Source organism: Janibacter sp. UYMM211, assembly GCF_040547045.1.
Classification (GTDB): domain Bacteria; phylum Actinomycetota; class Actinomycetes; order Actinomycetales; family Dermatophilaceae; genus Marihabitans; species Marihabitans melonis.
This window is the reverse complement of sequence record NZ_JBEPOY010000004.1, coordinates 301,525-318,223: the sequence shown is the minus strand read 5'-3', so window position 1 is coordinate 318,223 and position 16,699 is coordinate 301,525. Positions and strand designations below refer to the sequence as shown.

The window sequence follows — 16,699 nt, the reverse complement described above, 5'->3', positions numbered from 1 at the left end:
ATAACCGCCCGGTGCGAAGGGCGTCAGTCGCCGACCTTCTCGGCGGCCTTCTCGGTGGCGGTGGTCGCCTTGGCCGCGGTCTTGCGGGCGCTCGTCGAGGTGGACTTCGCGGTGGAGCGGGTGCGGGTCGCGCCCTTCTTCGCCGTCGTCGTCGTGCGCTTGGCGGCGGTGCGGGTGCGCTTCGCGGAGTCCTTGACGGCCTTCTGCGCGGCGTCGGTGTCGACGGTGACCTCGACCGACTCGGCGACGGCGTCGGCGGCCTTGGCGGCCTCCTTGCGACCGATCGTCAGCGTGGCCTTGGCGGAGCGCTCGACCTCGGCGACCGCGTCGCGGGCCGTGGTGACCAGGCCCTTGCCGAGGGCGACGGTGGCGCGGGCCTGACCGGCGAGGTCCTGGGTGGCCTTCTGCTTGCGGACGCGCTCGACGAGCTTCTCGCCACGGGCGGCGAGGTCGGCGTAGGACTTCTGGGCCGCGGCGGGGGCGCCGGAGATGCGGGCCTGGACCTTCGCGGGGGCCTCGTCGCGCAGCGACTCCACGCGGGCGCTCGCCGTGCGGACGCGCTCGACCGCGAGGTCGGTGGCGCCGAGGGCGGCGTACGGGTAGTCGGTGACGACCTTCTTGACGGTGGTGGTGACAGTCATGGTGGTGCTCCTTGCTGCTGTGATCAGGACGTGGTCTTCGTGGAGCGCGACGTCGCGCTCGAGGTCCGGGTGGCGCTGGTGCGCTTCCGGGGCGTGGTCGTGCGCTTCTTCGGCGTCGTCGACGAAGGGGTGGCCTCCCGCGAGCGGGCGGCGGTCTTCTCCGGGCGGGGCGGCGCCGGGGCGTCCGCCGGCGACCCGACGAAGGAGTCGTAGATGTCGATGAGGGTCTGGCGCTGCCGGCTCGTGAGCCGCAGGTCGGCGGCGATCGCCTCACGGGCGGTCGGGCGCTCGGCCGGGGCCTCCTCGTCCGGGTCGAGCAGGCCCGCCTGCACGTAGAGGGTCTCGGCGCTGATCGACAGCCCCTTCGCGATCTGCTGGAGGATGTCGGCGCTGGGTCGCTTGAGACCCCGCTCGATCTGCGAGAGGTAGGGGTTGGAGATCCCGGCGAGCTCGCTCAGCTGGCGCACCGACAGGCGGGCGCTGAGCCGCTGCTCGCGGAGGTAGTCACCCAGGCCGTTGCCCAGGTCTCCCAACGGATTTCGTGCCATGTCCCCAGTGTGCTTGCCAGAGCAAGCACAATGCAAACTCCAGGCACCCGACGTGACCGACCTCACCCTGGGCCGCTGGACGTCGGTCGTGCCGCTCGGCGGGCCGGGCCGGGCCGCGAGCGCGCCTCGCCTGGGTCGAGGTATCCGGGTGAGCCCGGGCTCGCCCGATCACCTCGACCCGCGAAGGGGGTGAGGTCAGGGGGCGACGACGACGCTCTGGGCGGCGGCGACGGGGTTCTCCTCGCCGGCGGCGAGGGTCGCGGTGGGGTCGACGTTGCGCTTGACCAGCCCGAGCGCGATCGGGCCGTCCTCGTGGTGCCGGGCGACGGAGGTGAGGTGGCCGACGACCTTCTCGCCGAGGCGCAGCGGCTCGCCGGCCGAGGGCAGGAGGTGCCCGGAGCCGTCGAGGTGCAGCGCGACGAGACGGCGGGGCGGGCGGCCGAGGTTCTTCACCCGGGCGACCGTCTCCTGGCCGCGGTAGCAGCCCTTGTGCAGGTGCACGGCGCTGCGCAGCCAGTCGACCTCGTGCGGGATGGTGCGGTGGTCGGTCTCGGCGCCAAGCCGCGGGCGCCACGCGGCGACGCGCAGCGCCTCCCACGCCCACAGACCGGCGAGCTGGCGGTCGCCGATCGCCGACGAGACCTCACCGGCGGGCACGAGCAGCTCGCGCGTGCGCCACAGCCGGCCCGGGTGCTCCTCGCTCGGCGGCCCGTACTCGAAGGTGTCACCCACGGGGCCCGGCCACGGGTCGACCCAGGCGAGGGGCTCCCCTTCGCCGCTCTCGCGCGACCCCGCCTCGCCGAGCACGACGTACTCGCCCGTGCGGTCGGTCACCGTGACGTCGAGCATGAAGCGCATCGAGTCCAGCCAGCCGGCGACGGCCTCGTGGGTGCCGGGCTCGACGGTGATCCACGTCTGCTCGCCGTCGTCGACGACGTGCAGGTCGTGCTCGACATGGCCCTTGGGCGTGAGGATCAGGGTCTGCGCGCTCGTGCGCGGCGCGAGGTCGGTGACCTGCTGCGTGGTGAGCGAGTGCAGCCAGGACAGGCGGGCCGACCCGGCGAGGGTGATGACGCCGCGGTGGCCGAGGTCGACGGCGGCCAGGCCCTCGGCGAGGAGGCGCTGCTCGCGCATCGGGTCGCCGTAGTGGGCGGCGACGGCGCTGTCACGGCCCTCGCCGGCGACGGCTCCCGGGGACTGCAGCAGGGGGCTGGGGGTGCTCATCTGTCTCCTTCGCTCGCGGAGCAGCTGGCGCAGTACCCGTGGATCGCCATGTGCGTCGGGTCGGCGCGGAAGCCGGTCTCCTGCCTCAAGGCTGCCACGAGCGGGTCGGCTCGCTGCACCTCGACCTCGAGGACGGCCTTGCAGCTGCGGCAGACGAGGTGCAGGTGGCCGTGCGGGCGGGCGAGGTGGTAGGTCGGCGGGCCGTGGTCGAGATGCGTGTGCGTGACGATGCCGACGTCCTCGAGGCTCTGCAGCGTGCGGTAGATCGTCGACGGCGGCAGCTCGGCGCCGCCGTCGCGTCCGACGAGGTGGGTGAGGACCTCGGGCGTGAGGTGCTCGCCCCGCGCGAGCACCCCGAGCACGCGGCGGCGCGGAGCGGTGAGCCGCAGCCCGCGAGAGCGGACGAGCGCGCCGAGCGGGTCGGTGGCAGCCATGCCGACAAATCTAGACGCCGACGAGATCCCAGGTGCCGCACCTAGACTCGGCCGGGTGATCGACGACCTCCTCGACGAGCCCGACGACCAGCGGGACCCGCCGCCGAAGAAGAAGCGGCGGCTGCGACGCGCCCTGCTGGTCATCGCCAGCGTCGTCGTCCTCGTCCTCGCCGGGGTCGCCGGCTACGTCGGCTACCTCAGCACGAAGGTCGACGACATCGCCCGCGAGCCGCTCCTGCCGACGCAGGAGGACGGCCAGGAGGGCACGACGAGCGAGGGCACGAAGCTCGTCAGCGGGCGCGGCACGAACTACCTCGTCATCGGCTCCGACGCCCGCCCCGGCGAGTCCGCGTCGCGCGCCGACGTCATCCAGCTCGTCCACGTGCCGGCCGACAGCAGCGGCGTCTACCTCGTGCACTTCCCCCGCGACCTGTACGTGCCGATCCCCGGCAAGGGCGAGGACAAGATCAACGCGGCCTACGCCTACGGCGGGGCGCCCCTGCTCGTGCGCACCATCCAGGACCTCGTCGGGGTGAAGATCGACCACGTCGCCAAGACCGACTTCGAGGGCTTCAAGCAGATGACCGACGCCGTCGGCGGCGTGCGCGTCTACGCCGAGGAGGCGAGCGGCTCCAGCGGCAACGGCGGGGTGGCCATCACGAAGGGGTGGAACGACCTGGACGGCGAGCAGGCCCTGGGCTTCGTGCGCGAGCGCTACCAGCTGAGCGAGGGCGACATCTCGCGCGGCCAGCGCCAGCAGGCCTGGATGAAGGCGATCATGACCAAGGCCCTCTCCCCCGGCGTCCTGCTCAACCCGATGAAGTTCTCCAGCTTTGTCGAGGCCGGCACGTCGAACTCCGTCGTCGACGACACCCTGACGAGCAAGGAGATCCGCGACCAGGCGCTCGCCCTGCGCAGCATCCGCGGCGACGACATCCACTTCATCACCGCGCCCTTCTCCGGCTACGGCACGAGCCCGGGCGGGGCCTCCATCGACGTCCTCGACGAGGAGGGCATGGCCGAGCTCGGCGACGCCCTCAAGGCCGACGAGATGGACACCTACGAGGCGCGCTGATCCCCCCGTCGCCGGGGTGGGACGAGCGCCTCAGTCGACGCGCTTGAGCTCGGCCGAGACGTGGCTCTGCAGCTGCTGGCCGACCGCGGCCATGTCCATGACCCACATGAGGTTGCTGTTGACGTAGCCGTACATCCGTGAGGCCGCCGCGTACTCCTTCGCGTGCGGGCTGCGGATGACGCCGTCGGTGCGCACCTCGACGCGGGCCGGCTCGACGCTGCCGTAGTACATCTCGACGATGCCCGTCGGGTGGCTGAGCAGCAGCTCGGCCTCGCCCTGCCCGCCCGGCCGCCAGAAGCCGAGCTCGGTCGCGAGCGGGCGCACCCGGGTGCCCGCGTCGTCGAGCAGCCAGGTCTGCGACTCCCACCGCAGGAAGGGCCGCCCGTCGTGGGTGCAGATGATCTCCTGCCCGAAGTTCGCGGACTCGATCGTCGGGTAGCCGACGACGCCGGCCCCCTCCCACCGGCCGACGAGCCAGGCCAGGGGGGCGATGTCCGGGTGCAGGGTGGGGTCGATGGTGAACACGGCGCCAGCCTAGGACCCGAGAAGTTGGCAGCCGCCCGGGTTGCAACCAGCGCGCGTGTCGAGATCTCGGGCGAAGGGGGGTCAGCCGAGGAAAGTGCGGGCGAGGGTGAGGACGACCGGGCCGACGACGAGCACGGAGGTCGCCCCGGCGGCGAGCGCGGCGACGGGGTGCTCGAGGGCCTGCTGGCGCGAGACGAGACGGCGCACCGCGAGCGCGACACCGGCGCTGAGGACACCGACGAGGACGGCCCACAGGAGCACCTCGCCGCTGACGACGAGCTCGACGAGGAGCCCGGCGGCACCGCCGGCGACCATCGCGACGGGCAGCATCCACACGTGCAGCCGGGGCCGCTCGAGCGCGAGGTCGACGAGCGCCGAGACGGCGACGGCCACGCCGGCGACGACGACCGGGGCTCGCTCGTCGCTCTCGACGATCGTCAGCACGATGCCACACAGGGCGACGGCGATGCCCATGGCCGTCGCCGTGAGCCACGGCGTGAGCTGGGCACGGGCGCGGGCGTGCACGAGCGGCACGAGGCACATGAGGACGATGCCGATGCCGGCGGCGACGGGCGCCACCTCGAGCAGCGGCTCGGTGTCGGTGGCCAGCCGGGCGCCCGCGAGGCCGATCGCGGTCGCAGCCACGACGAGCCCGGAGGCCGTCGGGGCGAGCACCCCGGCGAGCCGGGGCAGGCCCGCGGCGACGGCGAGCGAGGCGAGGGTGACGACGAGCACGAGACCGATCGGGGACGCGGCACCGGCGGCGAGGGCGAGCGCCAGACCGAGGACGATGCTCGCCGCGGCGACGACCGGACGGGGCCGGGAGGGCTCGCTGGCGGGCAGCTCGGAGCGGGTCGCGTGCTGACCTCGGCGCGAGGCGCGGGTCGGCGCGGTCTCCGGGTTCGACACGCGCCGACCATATCCGACGCCCCCTTCGTAGACTGACGCCCGATGGCCAGGCTCATGCTCCTCACCGACGACCTGGCGCCGAGCGCCGAGGTGCTGCCGGCGCTGGCGCTGCTCGGGCACCACGTACGGACCCTCCCCGCGGAGGCGTCCGCCCTCGTCGACGCCCCGGAGATCGACGTCTGCCTCGTCGACGCCCGCCGCGAGCTCATCCAGGCGCGCACCCTGTGCCGCGTCATCGACGCCACCGGGTCCTCCGCGCCGGTCATCGCGATCCTCACCGAGGGGGGCCTGACCGCCGTCACCGCCGAGTGGTCGGTCGACGACGTCGTCGTCGACACCGCCGGGCCGGCCGAGGTCGAGGCGCGCATCCGCCTGGCGATGGGCCGGGCCAACGCCGACGTCGACGACGAGATCGCCGCGGGCGGCGTGAGCATCGACGAGGCGAGCTACACCGCGCGCCTCGACGGCACGCCCCTCGACCTCACCTACAAGGAGTTCGAGCTGCTCAAGTACCTCGTGACGCACCCGGGGCGGGTCTTCACCCGCGCCCAGCTGCTGCAGGAGGTCTGGGGCTACGACTACTTCGGCGGCACCCGCACCGTCGACGTCCACGTGCGCCGGCTGCGGGCGAAGCTCGGCGTCGACCACGAGGTGCTCATCGGCACCGTGCGCAACGTCGGGTACCGCTTCGTGCCGGACGCCACCGACGCCGAGGAGATGGAGACCACCTCATGACCCGCGAGAGCCCTCGCCCGACGACCCTCGACGAGACCGGGGCCCAGGGCGTGCGCGCCCTCGCAGACGCGGCCGCCCAGGCCGACGGCGTCGCACCGCTCGGCGAGGACTTCCTCCTGCGCCTGGGCACCGAGGAGGGCACCCACCTCGTGAGCCCGGTGGGTCCCCCCTTCGCCGGGTACGCCGGGATCGCCCCCGACGGCGCCGCCGAGCTCGTCGTCCACCCCGACGAGCGCGGGCACGGGCTCGGCACCGAGCTCGCACGCGCGGTCCTCGACCGCGAGCCGCAGGCCCGGCTGTGGGCGCACGGCGACCTGCCCGCCGCCCAGGCCCTCGCCGCCGGGCTCGGGCTGACCCGCGTGCGCGAGCTGCTCGTGCTGCGCCGCCCGCTCGCCGGGGTGCCCGACGCGCCGCCCGCGCCCGACGGCTTCGCCCTGCGCACCTTCCGCCCCGGGCAGGACGAGGACGCCCTCCTCGCGATCAACGCCGCGGCCTTCGCCCACCACCCCGAGCAGGGACGCCTCGACCGGGCGGGCCTGGCGCAGCGCACCGATCAGGCGTGGTTCGACCCCGCCGGTCTCTTCCTCGTCGAGGACGCGAGCGGTGACCTCGCCGCCTTCCACTGGACGAAGGTCGCCGACCCGGCGAGCGGCACCGGCGAGGTCTACGTCGTCGGGGTGAGCCCGCAGCACCAGGGCCACGGCCTCGGCGGGTACGTCACCGCGGTGGGTCTGGCCCACCTCGCGGGCCTGGGTCTGCAGAGCGTCGAGCTCTACGTCGAGGGCGACAACGCGCCGGCTCTGGCGACCTACGCGCGCGCCGGCTTCGGTCGTCACGCGGTGCACTCGATGTACGCGCGTGCCACCGCTGACGCGCTGCCATGATGGGCGCATGAGCGCGGAGCCCTCGACCGAGTCCGAGACGGGTCGCAGCGAGATCTCGACCGTCACCTCCTCCCCCGGCGACAGCCCCGACCTGCGTCCCCGCGCCGCCAACGGGCGCTTCGTGCGCGCGACCGGCGCGACGCCGCCCGCCCCCGACGGCCTGCCAGCCGACCGCTTCCTCGACCGCGAGATCTCGTGGCTGCAGTTCAACGAGCGGGTCCTGCAGATGGCGGCCGACCCCGACATGCCGCTGCTCGAGCGGGCCCGCTTCCTCGCGATCTTCACGAGCAACCTCGACGAGTTCTTCATGGTCCGGGTCGCCGGGCTCAAGCGCCGCATCGCCACGGGCATCGCCGTGCGCAGCGCCTCGGGCCTGGAGCCGCGCGAGGTCCTCGAGCAGATCTCGAAGGTGTCGCACGACCTCACCGCCGCCCACGCCCGGATCTTCGAGGAGTCGGTGCGCCCCGCCCTCGCCGAGGAGGGCATCTCGATCATCACGTGGTCGGAGGTCGACGACGCCGAGCAGGCCCGCGTGAGCGAGATCTTCACCCACGAGATCTTCCCGGTGCTCACCCCGCTCGCCGTCGACCCGGCGCACCCCTTCCCCTACATCTCGGGGCTCTCGCTCAACCTCGCCGTCGTGCTCATCAACCCCAAGACGGGCAAGGAGCACTTCGCCCGGATCAAGGTCCCGCCGTCGCTGCCGCGCTTCCTCGCCGTCCGCCCGGCCCAGGCCAGCGTCACCGCGGAGCTCTTCGAGGCCCGCTTCCTCGCGCTCGAGGAGGTCATCGCGGCGCACCTCGACCAGCTCTTCCCCGGCATGGAGGTGCACGAGCACTACACCTTCCGGGTGACCCGCAACGAGGACCTCGAGGTCGAGGAGGACGACAACGAGAACCTCCTCACCGCGCTCGAGCGCGAGCTCACCCGGCGCCGCTTCGGCCCGCCGGTGCGCCTCGAGGTCGAGGAGGGCATGGACGACCACGTCATGGAGCTGCTCACCCGCGAGCTCGCCGTGCACGAGGACGAGGTCTACCGCCTGCCCGCCCCGCTCGACCTGCGCGGGCTCAACACGATCGCCGACATCGACCGCTCGGACCTGCACTTCGCCCCCTTCGTCGCGCGGACGAACGCCGAGCTGGCCCCCACCGAGTCGGCCAAGCCGCGCGACATCCTCGCGAAGATCTCGCGTCAGGACGTCCTGCTCCACCACCCCTACGACTCCTTCTCGACCTCGGTCCAGGCCTTCGTCGAGCAGGCCGCCGCGGACCCGAAGGTCCTCGCGATCAAGCAGACCCTCTACCGCACGAGCGGCGACTCCCCGATCGTCGACGCCCTCATCGACGCCGCCGAGGCCGGCAAACAGGTCCTCGCGGTCGTCGAGATCAAGGCGCGCTTCGACGAGCAGGCCAACATCGAGTGGGCCCGCAAGCTCGAGCACGCCGGGGTCCACGTCGTCTACGGCATCGTCGGGCTGAAGACCCACTGCAAGCTCTCGCTCGTCGTGCGCCAGGAGGCCGAGGGCGTGCGCCGCTACTGCCACATCGGCACCGGCAACTACAACCCCAAGACCGCGCGCCTGTACGAGGACCTCGGTCTGCTCACCGCCGACCCCGAGGTCGGCGAGGACCTCACCCGCCTCTTCAACCAGCTCTCCGGGCTCGCTCCGCGCAGCAAGTTCAAGCGCCTCCTCGTCGCCCCCCGCTCGCTGCGACCCGGTCTCGTCGAGCGCATCGAGCGCGAGGCCGAGCGCGCCCGTGCCGGCGAGGACGGCTACGTCGGCATCAAGGTCAACTCGATGGTCGACGAGGAGCTCATCGACGCGCTCTACCGGGCGAGTCAGGCCGGCGCCCGCGTCGACGTGTGGGTGCGGGGCATCTGCGCGCTGCGCCCCGGCGTCGAGGGCCTGTCGGAGAACATCCGGGTCCACTCGGTCCTCGGGCGCTTCCTCGAGCACAGCCGGGTCTTCGTCTTCGGCACCGACGAGCACCGCGAGGCGTGGATCGGCAGCGCCGACATGATGCACCGCAACCTCGACCGCCGCGTCGAGGCGCTCGTGCGGATGCGCGACCCGCGGCACGTCGACGAGCTCTTCGAGCTCATGGCGAAGGGGATGTCCGGGGACTACGCGCACTGGAGCCTGCGCGGCGACGGCCGGTGGACCCGCCAGCACCGCGGCGAGGAGGAGCTGCTGCCCGACGTGCAGGCCCAGCTCATCGCGATGTACGCGAAGCGGCGCCGCAAGGCGCGCCGCTGATGCCCGTCGTCTGCGCCGCGGGCACGCTCCCGTGGCGTCGTCGGCGCGGGCACCTGCAGGTGGCGCTCGTCCACCGCCCGCGCTACGACGACTGGGCGTGGGCGAAGGGCAAGCTCGACCCGGGCGAGATCTTCCCCGTCGCCGCGACCCGCGAGACCCACGAGGAGACCGGTCTCGAGGTCCGCCTCGGCCGGCCCCTGCCCTCCTCGACCTACCGCATGCGCGACCGCTGCGGCGAGCCGGTCGTCAAGGACGTCCGGTACTGGTGCGCCGAGGTCGTCGGCGGGCGCGGCCTGCTCGAGCACGAGATCGACGAGGTCGCCTGGCTCGGCGTCGAGGACGCCCGGCGCCGGCTGACGTACCGACGCGACCTCGACCAGCTCGAGGACCTCGTCGAGGCCGACGCCGCCCGCACCCTCACGACGTGGCCGCTCGCGCTCGTACGGCACGCGAAGGCCCACCCCCGCTCCCGGTGGACCGGGGAGGACTCCCTTCGCCCTCTCGACGAGCGCGGGCTGCGTCAGGCCGACGAGCTCGTGCCCCTGCTGCGGGCCTTCGGGGTCGAGCGGGTCGTCAGCTCGCCGTCCGTGCGCGCCGCCGGCACCGTCTCCCCCTTCGTGCAGAGCACCGGCACCCGGCTGCGGCTCAAGCCCGGCCTGTCGGAGGAGGGCTACGCCGAGGACCCGACCCGCGCGGTCCACCACCTCGAGCGGCTGCTCGAGCGCGGCACGCCCGCCGCCCTCGTCTCGCACGGACCCGTCCTGCCCGACCTCGTCACCGCCCTCCTCGCCCGCGTCGACGGGCCGAGGCGTCAGCGCACGCTGGCTCGCGCGGTCCTGCAGGACCACGCCGAGGACGGGATGGCGAAGGGGGAGGTCCTCGTCTGCCACGTCGTCGGGACCGGGGCGGACGCCCGGGTCGTCGCCGCCGAGCGGCACCACCCGGAGGACCGCGCCTGAGCCGCGATACCCCAGGTGCGGGTGGTCCCGCCTCCTGAGGGCGGCCTGGGGATGCTCTGTGCAACCACCGTTCACTGCTCGTTCACCGTCGACCGACCATCCGGTCACCGACGCTCCCTAGCGTCCTCGGTGTACGGCACGGGTGCCGTCCTCATACTCCCTTCGCCCAGGACCGGGCGAGAACCTCAGAGAGGCCCTTTCGTGAAGAGCTCCACGATGAAGCGCGGTGGCATGTCCCTCGCCGCGATGTCCCTCGTCCTCGGCGTGGCCGCCTGCGGCGCCGCCAACGAGACCTCCTCCAGCGCCGGCGGCTCGAGCGAGAGCTCCGGCTCCTCTGCCGCCGGGTCCATCAAGGGCGCGGGCGCCAGCTCGATGGAGAAGGCCCAGGGCGAGTGGATGGCCAAGTTCACCGACACCAACCCCGACGCCACCGTCGAGTACTCGCCGGACGGCTCCGGCACCGGCCGGGAGAAGTTCATCAACGGCGCGGTGAACTTCGCCGGCTCCGACTCGGCGATGGACGAGGAGGAGATGGCGCAGGCGAAGGACAAGGGGTGCACCGGCGAGACCATCCAGTTCCCGGTCTACGTCTCCCCGATCGCCGTGGCCTACAACCTCGAGGGCGTCGACGAGCTCAACCTCTCGCCGGAGGTCATGGCCGACATCTTCAACCGCAAGATCACCCAGTGGGACGACGCGAAGATCAAGGCGGACAACCCCGACGCCGAGCTGCCCTCGACGAAGATCACGACGGTCAACCGCTCTGACGACTCGGGCACCACCGAGAACTTCCAGAACTACCTCGCCGCTGCTGCGCCAGAGAACTGGCCGCACGAGCCGGGTGACGCCTGGCCGGTCAAGGGCGGCGAGGCGGCCAAGGGCACCTCTGGTGTCGTCGACGCCATCGGCGCCGGTGAGGGCACCATCGGCTACGCGGACGCCTCGCAGATCGGTGACCTCGGCGCGGCCAAGGTGAAGGCCGGTGACGAGTTCATCGAGTACAGCCCCGAGGCCGCGGCGAAGGTCCTCGAGACCGCGAAGCGCACCGACGAGGGCAGCAAGACCAACTTCGCCGTCGAGCTCGACCAGGCCAACGCCGGGGACGGCGTCTACCCGGTCGTCCTCGTGTCCTACGCCATCGCGTGCACCGACTACGACGACGCCGAGGCGGCCACGACGACGAAGGCCTACCTCGAGTACATCTCCTCGCAGGAGGGCCAGGACGCCGCCACCGAGGCCGCCGGCAACGCCCCGCTCTCCGAGGCCGCGCAGGAGAACGCCAAGAGCGCGCTGAGCAACATCAAGGTCGACTGAGTCCCCTGGACGCTCCTCGACCACGCATCGATGGCCCCGGACACCCGTCCGGGGCCGTCGGTCTGCCCCTCTCCCTGATCTCCTGAGGACTCCCACGTGAGCACGACAACCCCCACCAGCGGTTCCGCGAAGGCGGTGACCCGCCGCGGCGACCGGATCTTCTCCGGCCTGTCCGTCGGGTCCGGCATCCTCATCCTCGCGACCCTCGCTGCCGTCGCCGCCTTCCTCGTCTACATGGCGATGCCCGCGGTGACCGCCGACTCGACCGACGTGCGCGGGGGCGAGGGCCTGCCCAGCTATGTCGCGCCCCTGATCTTCGGCACGCTGTACTCGTCGATCATCGCGCTGCTCATCGCGATGCCCCTGTCGATCGGGATCGCGCTCTTCATCACCCACTACGCCCCGCGTCGTCTGGCCGCCGGGCTCGGCTACGTCATCGACCTGCTCGCCGCCGTGCCGTCGATCATCTTCGGTCTGTGGGGCCTGCAGATCGCCGGCAACGCCGTGCCGGCCTTCGGGTGGCTCAACCGCAACCTCGGGTGGTTCCCGCCCTTCGGCGGCGACGTCACGGTGACGGGTCGCACGATGCTCATGATCGGGATCGTCCTGGCCATCATGATCCTGCCGATCATGACCGCGGTGAACCGCGAGGTCTTCCTCCAGACGCCGCGTCTGCACGAGGAGGCCTCGCTCGCCCTCGGCGCGACCCGGTGGGAGATGATCCGCCAGGCGGTCATCCCCTTCGGCAAGTCCGGTGTCATCTCCGGGGCGATGCTCGGCCTCGGTCGGGCCCTCGGCGAGACGATGGCTGTGGCCATCGTGCTGTCGGCGAGCGGCTCGGTCATCTCGTGGGAGCTGCTCAGCTCCAACGCCTCGGGCACGATCGCCGGGGACATCGCGCTGAACTTCCCCGAGTCCTTCGGCGTGGAGCGCAGCACGCTCTTCGTCTCCGGGCTGGCGCTCTTCGCCGTCACCCTCCTCGTCAACATCTTCGCCCGGTGGATCATCTCGCGCCGGTCCGAGTTCTCCGGAGCCAACTGATGACCGACATCGACGACAAGGCCCCCGACGCGGCCCCGACGACCACCGGCCAGACGCTCACCGGGTCGAGCAGCCTGGGATCCGGTCCGCAGGCCGGCGCCCTGAGCCAGACCGTCCGCTGGGCCGTCCTCGCGTGCTCCGTCCTCGCCGGTGCCGCCCTGGTGACCCTGGTGTGGGGCTTCAACCTGCTGGGCGTCATGGCGGTCGCCGCGCTCGTCTACTCCGTCGCGATCTACACGACCGCACGTGTGGTCGAGGGCAGCCGGCACGCGACCGACCGCCTCGTCACCGCTGTCGTGACGACGATGTTCCTCCTCGCGCTCACACCCCTGCTGTCGGTGATCTGGACGATCGTCTCCAAGGGCGTCAACCGGCTGGACGGCGCGTTCTTCACCTTCTCCATGCGGGGGGTCGGGGCCGGGGAGATCGGCGGCGCGTACCACGCGATCATGGGCACCCTCATCGTCACGAGCCTGGCGGCCGTCATCTCGATCCCGATCGGGATCTTCGCGGCGATCTACCTCGTCGAGTACGGGCGCGGCAGCAGGCTGGCCAAGGCGCTGACCTTCTTCGTCGACGTCATGACCGGCATCCCCTCGATCGTCGCCGGCCTCTTCGCCATCTCGCTCTTCACCCTTTTCTTCGGGCCGGCCTACCAGGCCGGGATCGTCGGTGCGGTCGCGCTCGCGGTGCTCATGATCCCCGTCGTCGTCCGCTCCACCGAGGAGATGCTGCGCCTCGTGCCCAACGAGCTGCGTGAGGCGAGCTACGCGCTGGGCGTGCCGAAGTGGCTCACCGTGACCAAGGTCGTCCTCCCGACCGCCATCGCCGGGATCGCCACCGGCGTCACCCTCGCGATCGCGCGGGTCATCGGCGAGACCGCGCCGCTGCTCATCACGATGGGCGCGGCGAAGGGGGTCAACCTCAACCCCTTCGAGGGCTCGATGTCGGCTCTGCCGCTCTTCGCCTACAGCTCGTACTCCAGCCCGGGCCTGAACAAGCAGGACAGCCTCGACCTCGCGTGGACCGCTGCGCTGACGCTCATGGCGATCGTCATGCTGCTCAACATCGTGGCCCGGCTCATCAGCAAGTACTTCGCCCCCAAGACCGGCCGCTGACCCGGCCTGCAGAAGGAAGACAAACGACGTGTCCAAGCGCATCGACATCCGCGACCTCGACATCTACTACGGCGACTTCAAGGCCGTCGCAGGGGTCAACATGGTCATCCAGCCCCGCAGCGTCACCGCCATGATCGGCCCGTCCGGCTGCGGCAAGTCCACCGTCCTGCGCTCGCTCAACCGCATGCACGAGGTCATCCCCGGCGCCTACGTCGACGGGCAGGTCCTCATGGACGACGAGAACCTCTACGGCAAGGGGGTGGACCCGGTGAACGTCCGACGCAAGATCGGCATGGTCTTCCAGCGCCCCAACCCCTTCCCGACGATGTCGATCCGCGAGAACGTCCTCGCCGGGGTCAAGCTGAACAACAAGAAGATCAAGAAGGCGGACGCCGAGGAGCTCGTCGAGTCGAGCCTGCGGGGCGCCAACCTGTGGAACGAGGTCAAGGACCGGCTCGACAAGCCCGGCTCGGGCCTGTCCGGCGGCCAGCAGCAGCGCCTGTGCATCGCCCGGACGATCGCGGTCAAGCCCGACGTGGTCCTCATGGACGAGCCGTGCTCGGCCCTCGACCCGATCTCGACGCTCGCCATCGAGGACCTCATCCACGAGCTCAAGGACGAGTACACGATCGTCATCGTCACGCACAACATGCAGCAGGCGGCGCGCGTCTCGGACATGACCGGCTTCTTCAACCTCGAGGCGACGGGCAAGCCGGGCCAGCTCGTCGAGTACGACGAGACGACCCACATCTTCAACAACCCGTCCCAGAAGGCCACCGAGGACTACATCTCGGGCCGCTTCGGCTGACCGGGCCAGCACCCAGACCGAGGGCCGGTCGCACCTGCAGGGAGGTGCGACCGGCCCTCTTGTCGTGCCGGCGGGCGAAGGGAGCTCGCACCCCCGTCGTCTCAGAAGAGGCGCAGCAGGCCCATGGTGACCGCGGCGGAGATGCCGGCGCCGGGGAAGGTGAGCACCCAGCCGCCGACGATGGACTTCGCGACGCCCCAGCGCACGGCCTTGAGCCGCTTCGTCGCGCCGGCGCCCATGATCGCCGAGGTGATCGCGTGGGTCGTCGAGATGGGCGCGTGCAGCGCGGTCGCGGTGTAGAGGATCGCCGCGGCGGTCGCCTCGGCGGCGAAGCCCTGCGGCGGGCCGAGGTCGATGATGCGGCGGCCGAGGGTGCGCATGATCCGCCACCCGCCGGCGTAGGTGCCCGCGCTGATGACGACGGCGCTCATGACGAGCACCCACAGCGGGATCGAGTCGTCGCCGACGGTCTGGAAGCCGCCAACGGTGAGGGCGAGGACGACGACGCCGGCGGTCTTCGCCGCGTCCTGCATGCCGTGGCCGAAGGCCATGGCGGCCGCGGAACCGGTCTGCGCGATGCGGAAGCCGCGTCGCGTGCGGCCCGGGTGGGAGTGGCGGAAGGCCCACAGGATCGTCGTCATCACGAGGTAGCCGACGATGACGCCGATGATCGGGCTGAGCACCATGGGGACGACGACCTTCTCGAAGATCCCGAGCCAGTGCACGACACCACCGCCGACGAGGGCCGCGCCGCCGAGCCCGCCGATGAGCGCGTGCGAGGAGGACGACGGCAGGCCGAACCACCACGTGAGGAGGTTCCACACGATGGCGCCGACGAGGGCCGCGGCGCAGATCTTCAGGCCGAGGGTGCCGGAGGGTGCGTCGATGATGCCCTTGCCCACGGTCTGGGCGACCTTCGTGCCGAAGAAGGCGCCGAAGAGGTTGGCGACGGCAGCCATGGCGAGCGCGGCGCGGGGGGTGAGCGCGCGGGTCGAGACCGAGGTCGCGATCGCGTTCGCCGCGTCGTGGAAGCCGTTCGTGTAGTTGAACCCCATCGCGAGCAGCACGACGAGGGCGACGGGGAGCCAGTCCACCGGTCAGGACTCCTTGACGGCGATCATCTCGACGTGCTGGGCGACGACCTCGAAGGAGTCGGCAGCGCGCTCGAGGCCCTCGATGAGGTCCTTGCGCTGCACGACCTGGATCGGGTCGATGATCGACCCGTCGAAGATCTGCGTGAGCAGGCGGCGGTAGAGCTGGTCGGCCTGGTTCTCGAGGCGGTTGACCTCGATCCAGTAGTCGTCGAGCGACTTCATCGACTGGAGGCGGGGCATCGCGTCGGCGGTCACCTGCGCCATGCGCGAGATGATCTCGATGACCGCGACGACGTCCGCGGGCAGGTCCGGGATCCGGTAGAGCCCGATGAGGAAGCCGACGCTCTCGATCTCGTCGACGCAGGTGTCGATCGCCGCGGCGAGCTCGACGATGTCGACGTGGTCGAAGGGGGTGATGAAGGCGGCGTTGACCTTGCGCACCACCTCGTGGGTGGTCTCGTCCGCCGCGGCCTCGACGTCACGCAGCTGCTCGGTGATCCGCAGCGCCTCCTCGCCGCGGGCCCCGAGGAGGTCGGTCAGCAGGCGCGAGGCCTCGACGCCGTGCTGGGCGGCCACCGCGAGGAGGTCGAAGAAAGAGGTGTCCGACGGGGTGAGGCGGAAGGCCACGGGGGAGCTCCGGTGCGGTGAGGGGCAGACGGTCGTCGCAAGCGTAGGCGCTCCCCGACACCTCCTGCTAACCCGGAGTTCAGCCGGAGGTCGTCCGGGGCCGGCCGTCGGGGCTGCTGCCAGGCTGCACACCGAGCGCTGCGTCGATCTCGGGCTGGCTCAGCGGGTGGTCGGCGTCACGCGCGACCTCGATGAGGGCTCGCACGAGCTCTCGGTCATGACCCGGGGCGACGACACCGGGCTCTGCCTCGTCGGCGCCCTGCTCTGTCGTGGACATGCGACCACGGTAGGAGCCTGCTGCGGGGCGTCGGCGTCGCGACGGCCCCTCCGTGCGGCGAACGGTCTGATGTGCGCCGGGCCGGGAGCGCCTCTCGGCACGAGGCCGCTCGTGGCGGCTATTTTTGGGACCCGGGGCTACCGCGACCCGGCGCACAGACGAGAGTAACGCCCCTCCCCCGGGGAGCATTCCCGGACGGGGGTGATCCCCGGACGGGGGTGATCCCCGG

The 16,699-nt window shown here is 71.8% G+C and carries 18 protein-coding genes; 9 read left to right on the top strand and 9 right to left on the bottom strand.

Translation table 11 applies throughout. The features are described 5' to 3' along the window. Positions 1-23: 23 nt before the first annotated feature. The 4 genes from ABIB53_RS12720 to ABIB53_RS12705 all read right to left on the bottom strand — a co-directional run bounded on the left by ABIB53_RS12720 (position 24) and on the right by ABIB53_RS12705 (position 2,847). Positions 24-641, bottom strand: a complete 618-nt coding sequence (locus tag ABIB53_RS12720) for a hypothetical protein (protein ID WP_068269933.1) — start codon at positions 639-641, stop codon at positions 24-26. Positions 642-664: 23 nt separating this feature from the next. Next, on the bottom strand, positions 665-1,189 hold the full coding sequence (locus ABIB53_RS12715; protein WP_229299902.1) for a helix-turn-helix domain-containing protein: 525 nt from the start codon (positions 1,187-1,189) through the stop codon (positions 665-667). Between the two features lie 195 nt (positions 1,190-1,384). Then, positions 1,385-2,413, bottom strand: coding sequence for a CAF17-like 4Fe-4S cluster assembly/insertion protein YgfZ (ygfZ, locus tag ABIB53_RS12710; protein ID WP_354588419.1), 1,029 nt, complete (start codon positions 2,411-2,413; stop codon positions 1,385-1,387). Further along, a complete protein-coding gene (locus ABIB53_RS12705) occupies positions 2,410-2,847 on the bottom strand; it encodes a Fur family transcriptional regulator (protein WP_123093567.1) in 438 nt (145 codons plus the stop codon). Before ABIB53_RS12705 ends, ygfZ begins: the two co-directional genes overlap by 4 nt. Positions 2,848-2,902: 55 nt before the next feature. Between ABIB53_RS12705 and ABIB53_RS12700 the strand changes: the two genes are divergently transcribed. Next, positions 2,903-3,922 carry an LCP family protein gene (locus ABIB53_RS12700; RefSeq protein WP_229299900.1) on the top strand — a complete coding sequence of 340 codons (1,020 nt, stop codon included), beginning with the start codon at positions 2,903-2,905 and terminating at the stop codon, positions 3,920-3,922. 30 nt (positions 3,923-3,952) lie between these two features. On the opposite strand, the gene ABIB53_RS12695 is transcribed toward ABIB53_RS12700, so the two are convergent. Together ABIB53_RS12695 and ABIB53_RS12690 are read right to left on the bottom strand one after the other, a co-directional pair. Next, on the bottom strand, positions 3,953-4,447 hold the full coding sequence (locus ABIB53_RS12695) for a heme-binding beta-barrel domain-containing protein (protein ID WP_068269948.1): 495 nt from the start codon (positions 4,445-4,447) through the stop codon (positions 3,953-3,955). Between the two features lie 81 nt (positions 4,448-4,528). Next, on the bottom strand, positions 4,529-5,356 hold the full coding sequence (locus ABIB53_RS12690) for a hypothetical protein (RefSeq protein ID WP_354588418.1): 828 nt from the start codon (positions 5,354-5,356) through the stop codon (positions 4,529-4,531). A 42-nt stretch (positions 5,357-5,398) separates the two neighbouring features. On the opposite strand from ABIB53_RS12690, the gene ABIB53_RS12685 reads away from it, so the two are divergent. The 8 genes from ABIB53_RS12685 to pstB all read left to right on the top strand — a co-directional run bounded on the left by ABIB53_RS12685 (position 5,399) and on the right by pstB (position 14,472). Further along, on the top strand, positions 5,399-6,091 hold the full coding sequence (locus ABIB53_RS12685) for a winged helix-turn-helix transcriptional regulator (protein WP_068269953.1): 693 nt from the start codon (positions 5,399-5,401) through the stop codon (positions 6,089-6,091). Further along, positions 6,088-6,975 carry a mycothiol synthase gene (mshD, locus tag ABIB53_RS12680; protein WP_354588417.1) on the top strand — a complete coding sequence of 296 codons (888 nt, stop codon included), beginning with the start codon at positions 6,088-6,090 and terminating at the stop codon, positions 6,973-6,975. Before ABIB53_RS12685 ends, mshD begins: the two co-directional genes overlap by 4 nt. 7 nt (positions 6,976-6,982) lie before the next feature. Beyond that, positions 6,983-9,232, top strand: a complete 2,250-nt coding sequence (locus ABIB53_RS12675; RefSeq protein WP_354588416.1) for an RNA degradosome polyphosphate kinase — start codon at positions 6,983-6,985, stop codon at positions 9,230-9,232. Beyond that, a complete protein-coding gene (locus ABIB53_RS12670) occupies positions 9,232-10,191 on the top strand; it encodes an NUDIX hydrolase (RefSeq protein ID WP_354588415.1) in 960 nt (319 codons plus the stop codon). Before ABIB53_RS12675 ends, ABIB53_RS12670 begins: the two co-directional genes overlap by 1 nt. A gap of 201 nt (positions 10,192-10,392) precedes the next feature. Next, positions 10,393-11,505 carry a phosphate ABC transporter substrate-binding protein PstS gene (pstS, locus tag ABIB53_RS12665; RefSeq protein WP_224766741.1) on the top strand — a complete coding sequence of 371 codons (1,113 nt, stop codon included), beginning with the start codon at positions 10,393-10,395 and terminating at the stop codon, positions 11,503-11,505. Between the two features lie 96 nt (positions 11,506-11,601). Next, complete coding sequence (pstC, locus tag ABIB53_RS12660; protein WP_354588414.1) at positions 11,602-12,546, top strand: phosphate ABC transporter permease subunit PstC; 945 nt, start codon at positions 11,602-11,604, stop codon at positions 12,544-12,546. Beyond that, a complete protein-coding gene (gene pstA, locus ABIB53_RS12655; protein ID WP_251718153.1) occupies positions 12,546-13,664 on the top strand; it encodes a phosphate ABC transporter permease PstA in 1,119 nt (372 codons plus the stop codon). The genes pstC and pstA overlap by 1 nt, the downstream gene beginning before the upstream one ends. A gap of 28 nt (positions 13,665-13,692) precedes the next feature. Next, positions 13,693-14,472: a phosphate ABC transporter ATP-binding protein PstB gene (pstB, locus tag ABIB53_RS12650; protein ID WP_123093575.1), complete on the top strand. Its 780-nt coding sequence runs from the start codon at positions 13,693-13,695 to the stop codon at positions 14,470-14,472. Positions 14,473-14,573: 101 nt separating this feature from the next. On the opposite strand, the gene ABIB53_RS12645 is transcribed toward pstB, so the two are convergent. The 3 genes from ABIB53_RS12645 to ABIB53_RS12635 form a co-directional block, all read right to left on the bottom strand. Beyond that, positions 14,574-15,566 (bottom strand): inorganic phosphate transporter, encoded by a 993-nt coding sequence (locus ABIB53_RS12645; RefSeq protein ID WP_191562964.1) that lies wholly within the window; start codon positions 15,564-15,566, stop codon positions 14,574-14,576. Between the two features lie 3 nt (positions 15,567-15,569). Further along, complete coding sequence (locus ABIB53_RS12640) at positions 15,570-16,193, bottom strand: DUF47 domain-containing protein (RefSeq protein WP_354588413.1); 624 nt, start codon at positions 16,191-16,193, stop codon at positions 15,570-15,572. A 79-nt stretch (positions 16,194-16,272) separates the two neighbouring features. Beyond that, positions 16,273-16,470 (bottom strand): hypothetical protein, encoded by a 198-nt coding sequence (locus ABIB53_RS12635; RefSeq protein ID WP_123093576.1) that lies wholly within the window; start codon positions 16,468-16,470, stop codon positions 16,273-16,275. Between the last annotated feature and the right edge of the window lie 229 nt (positions 16,471-16,699).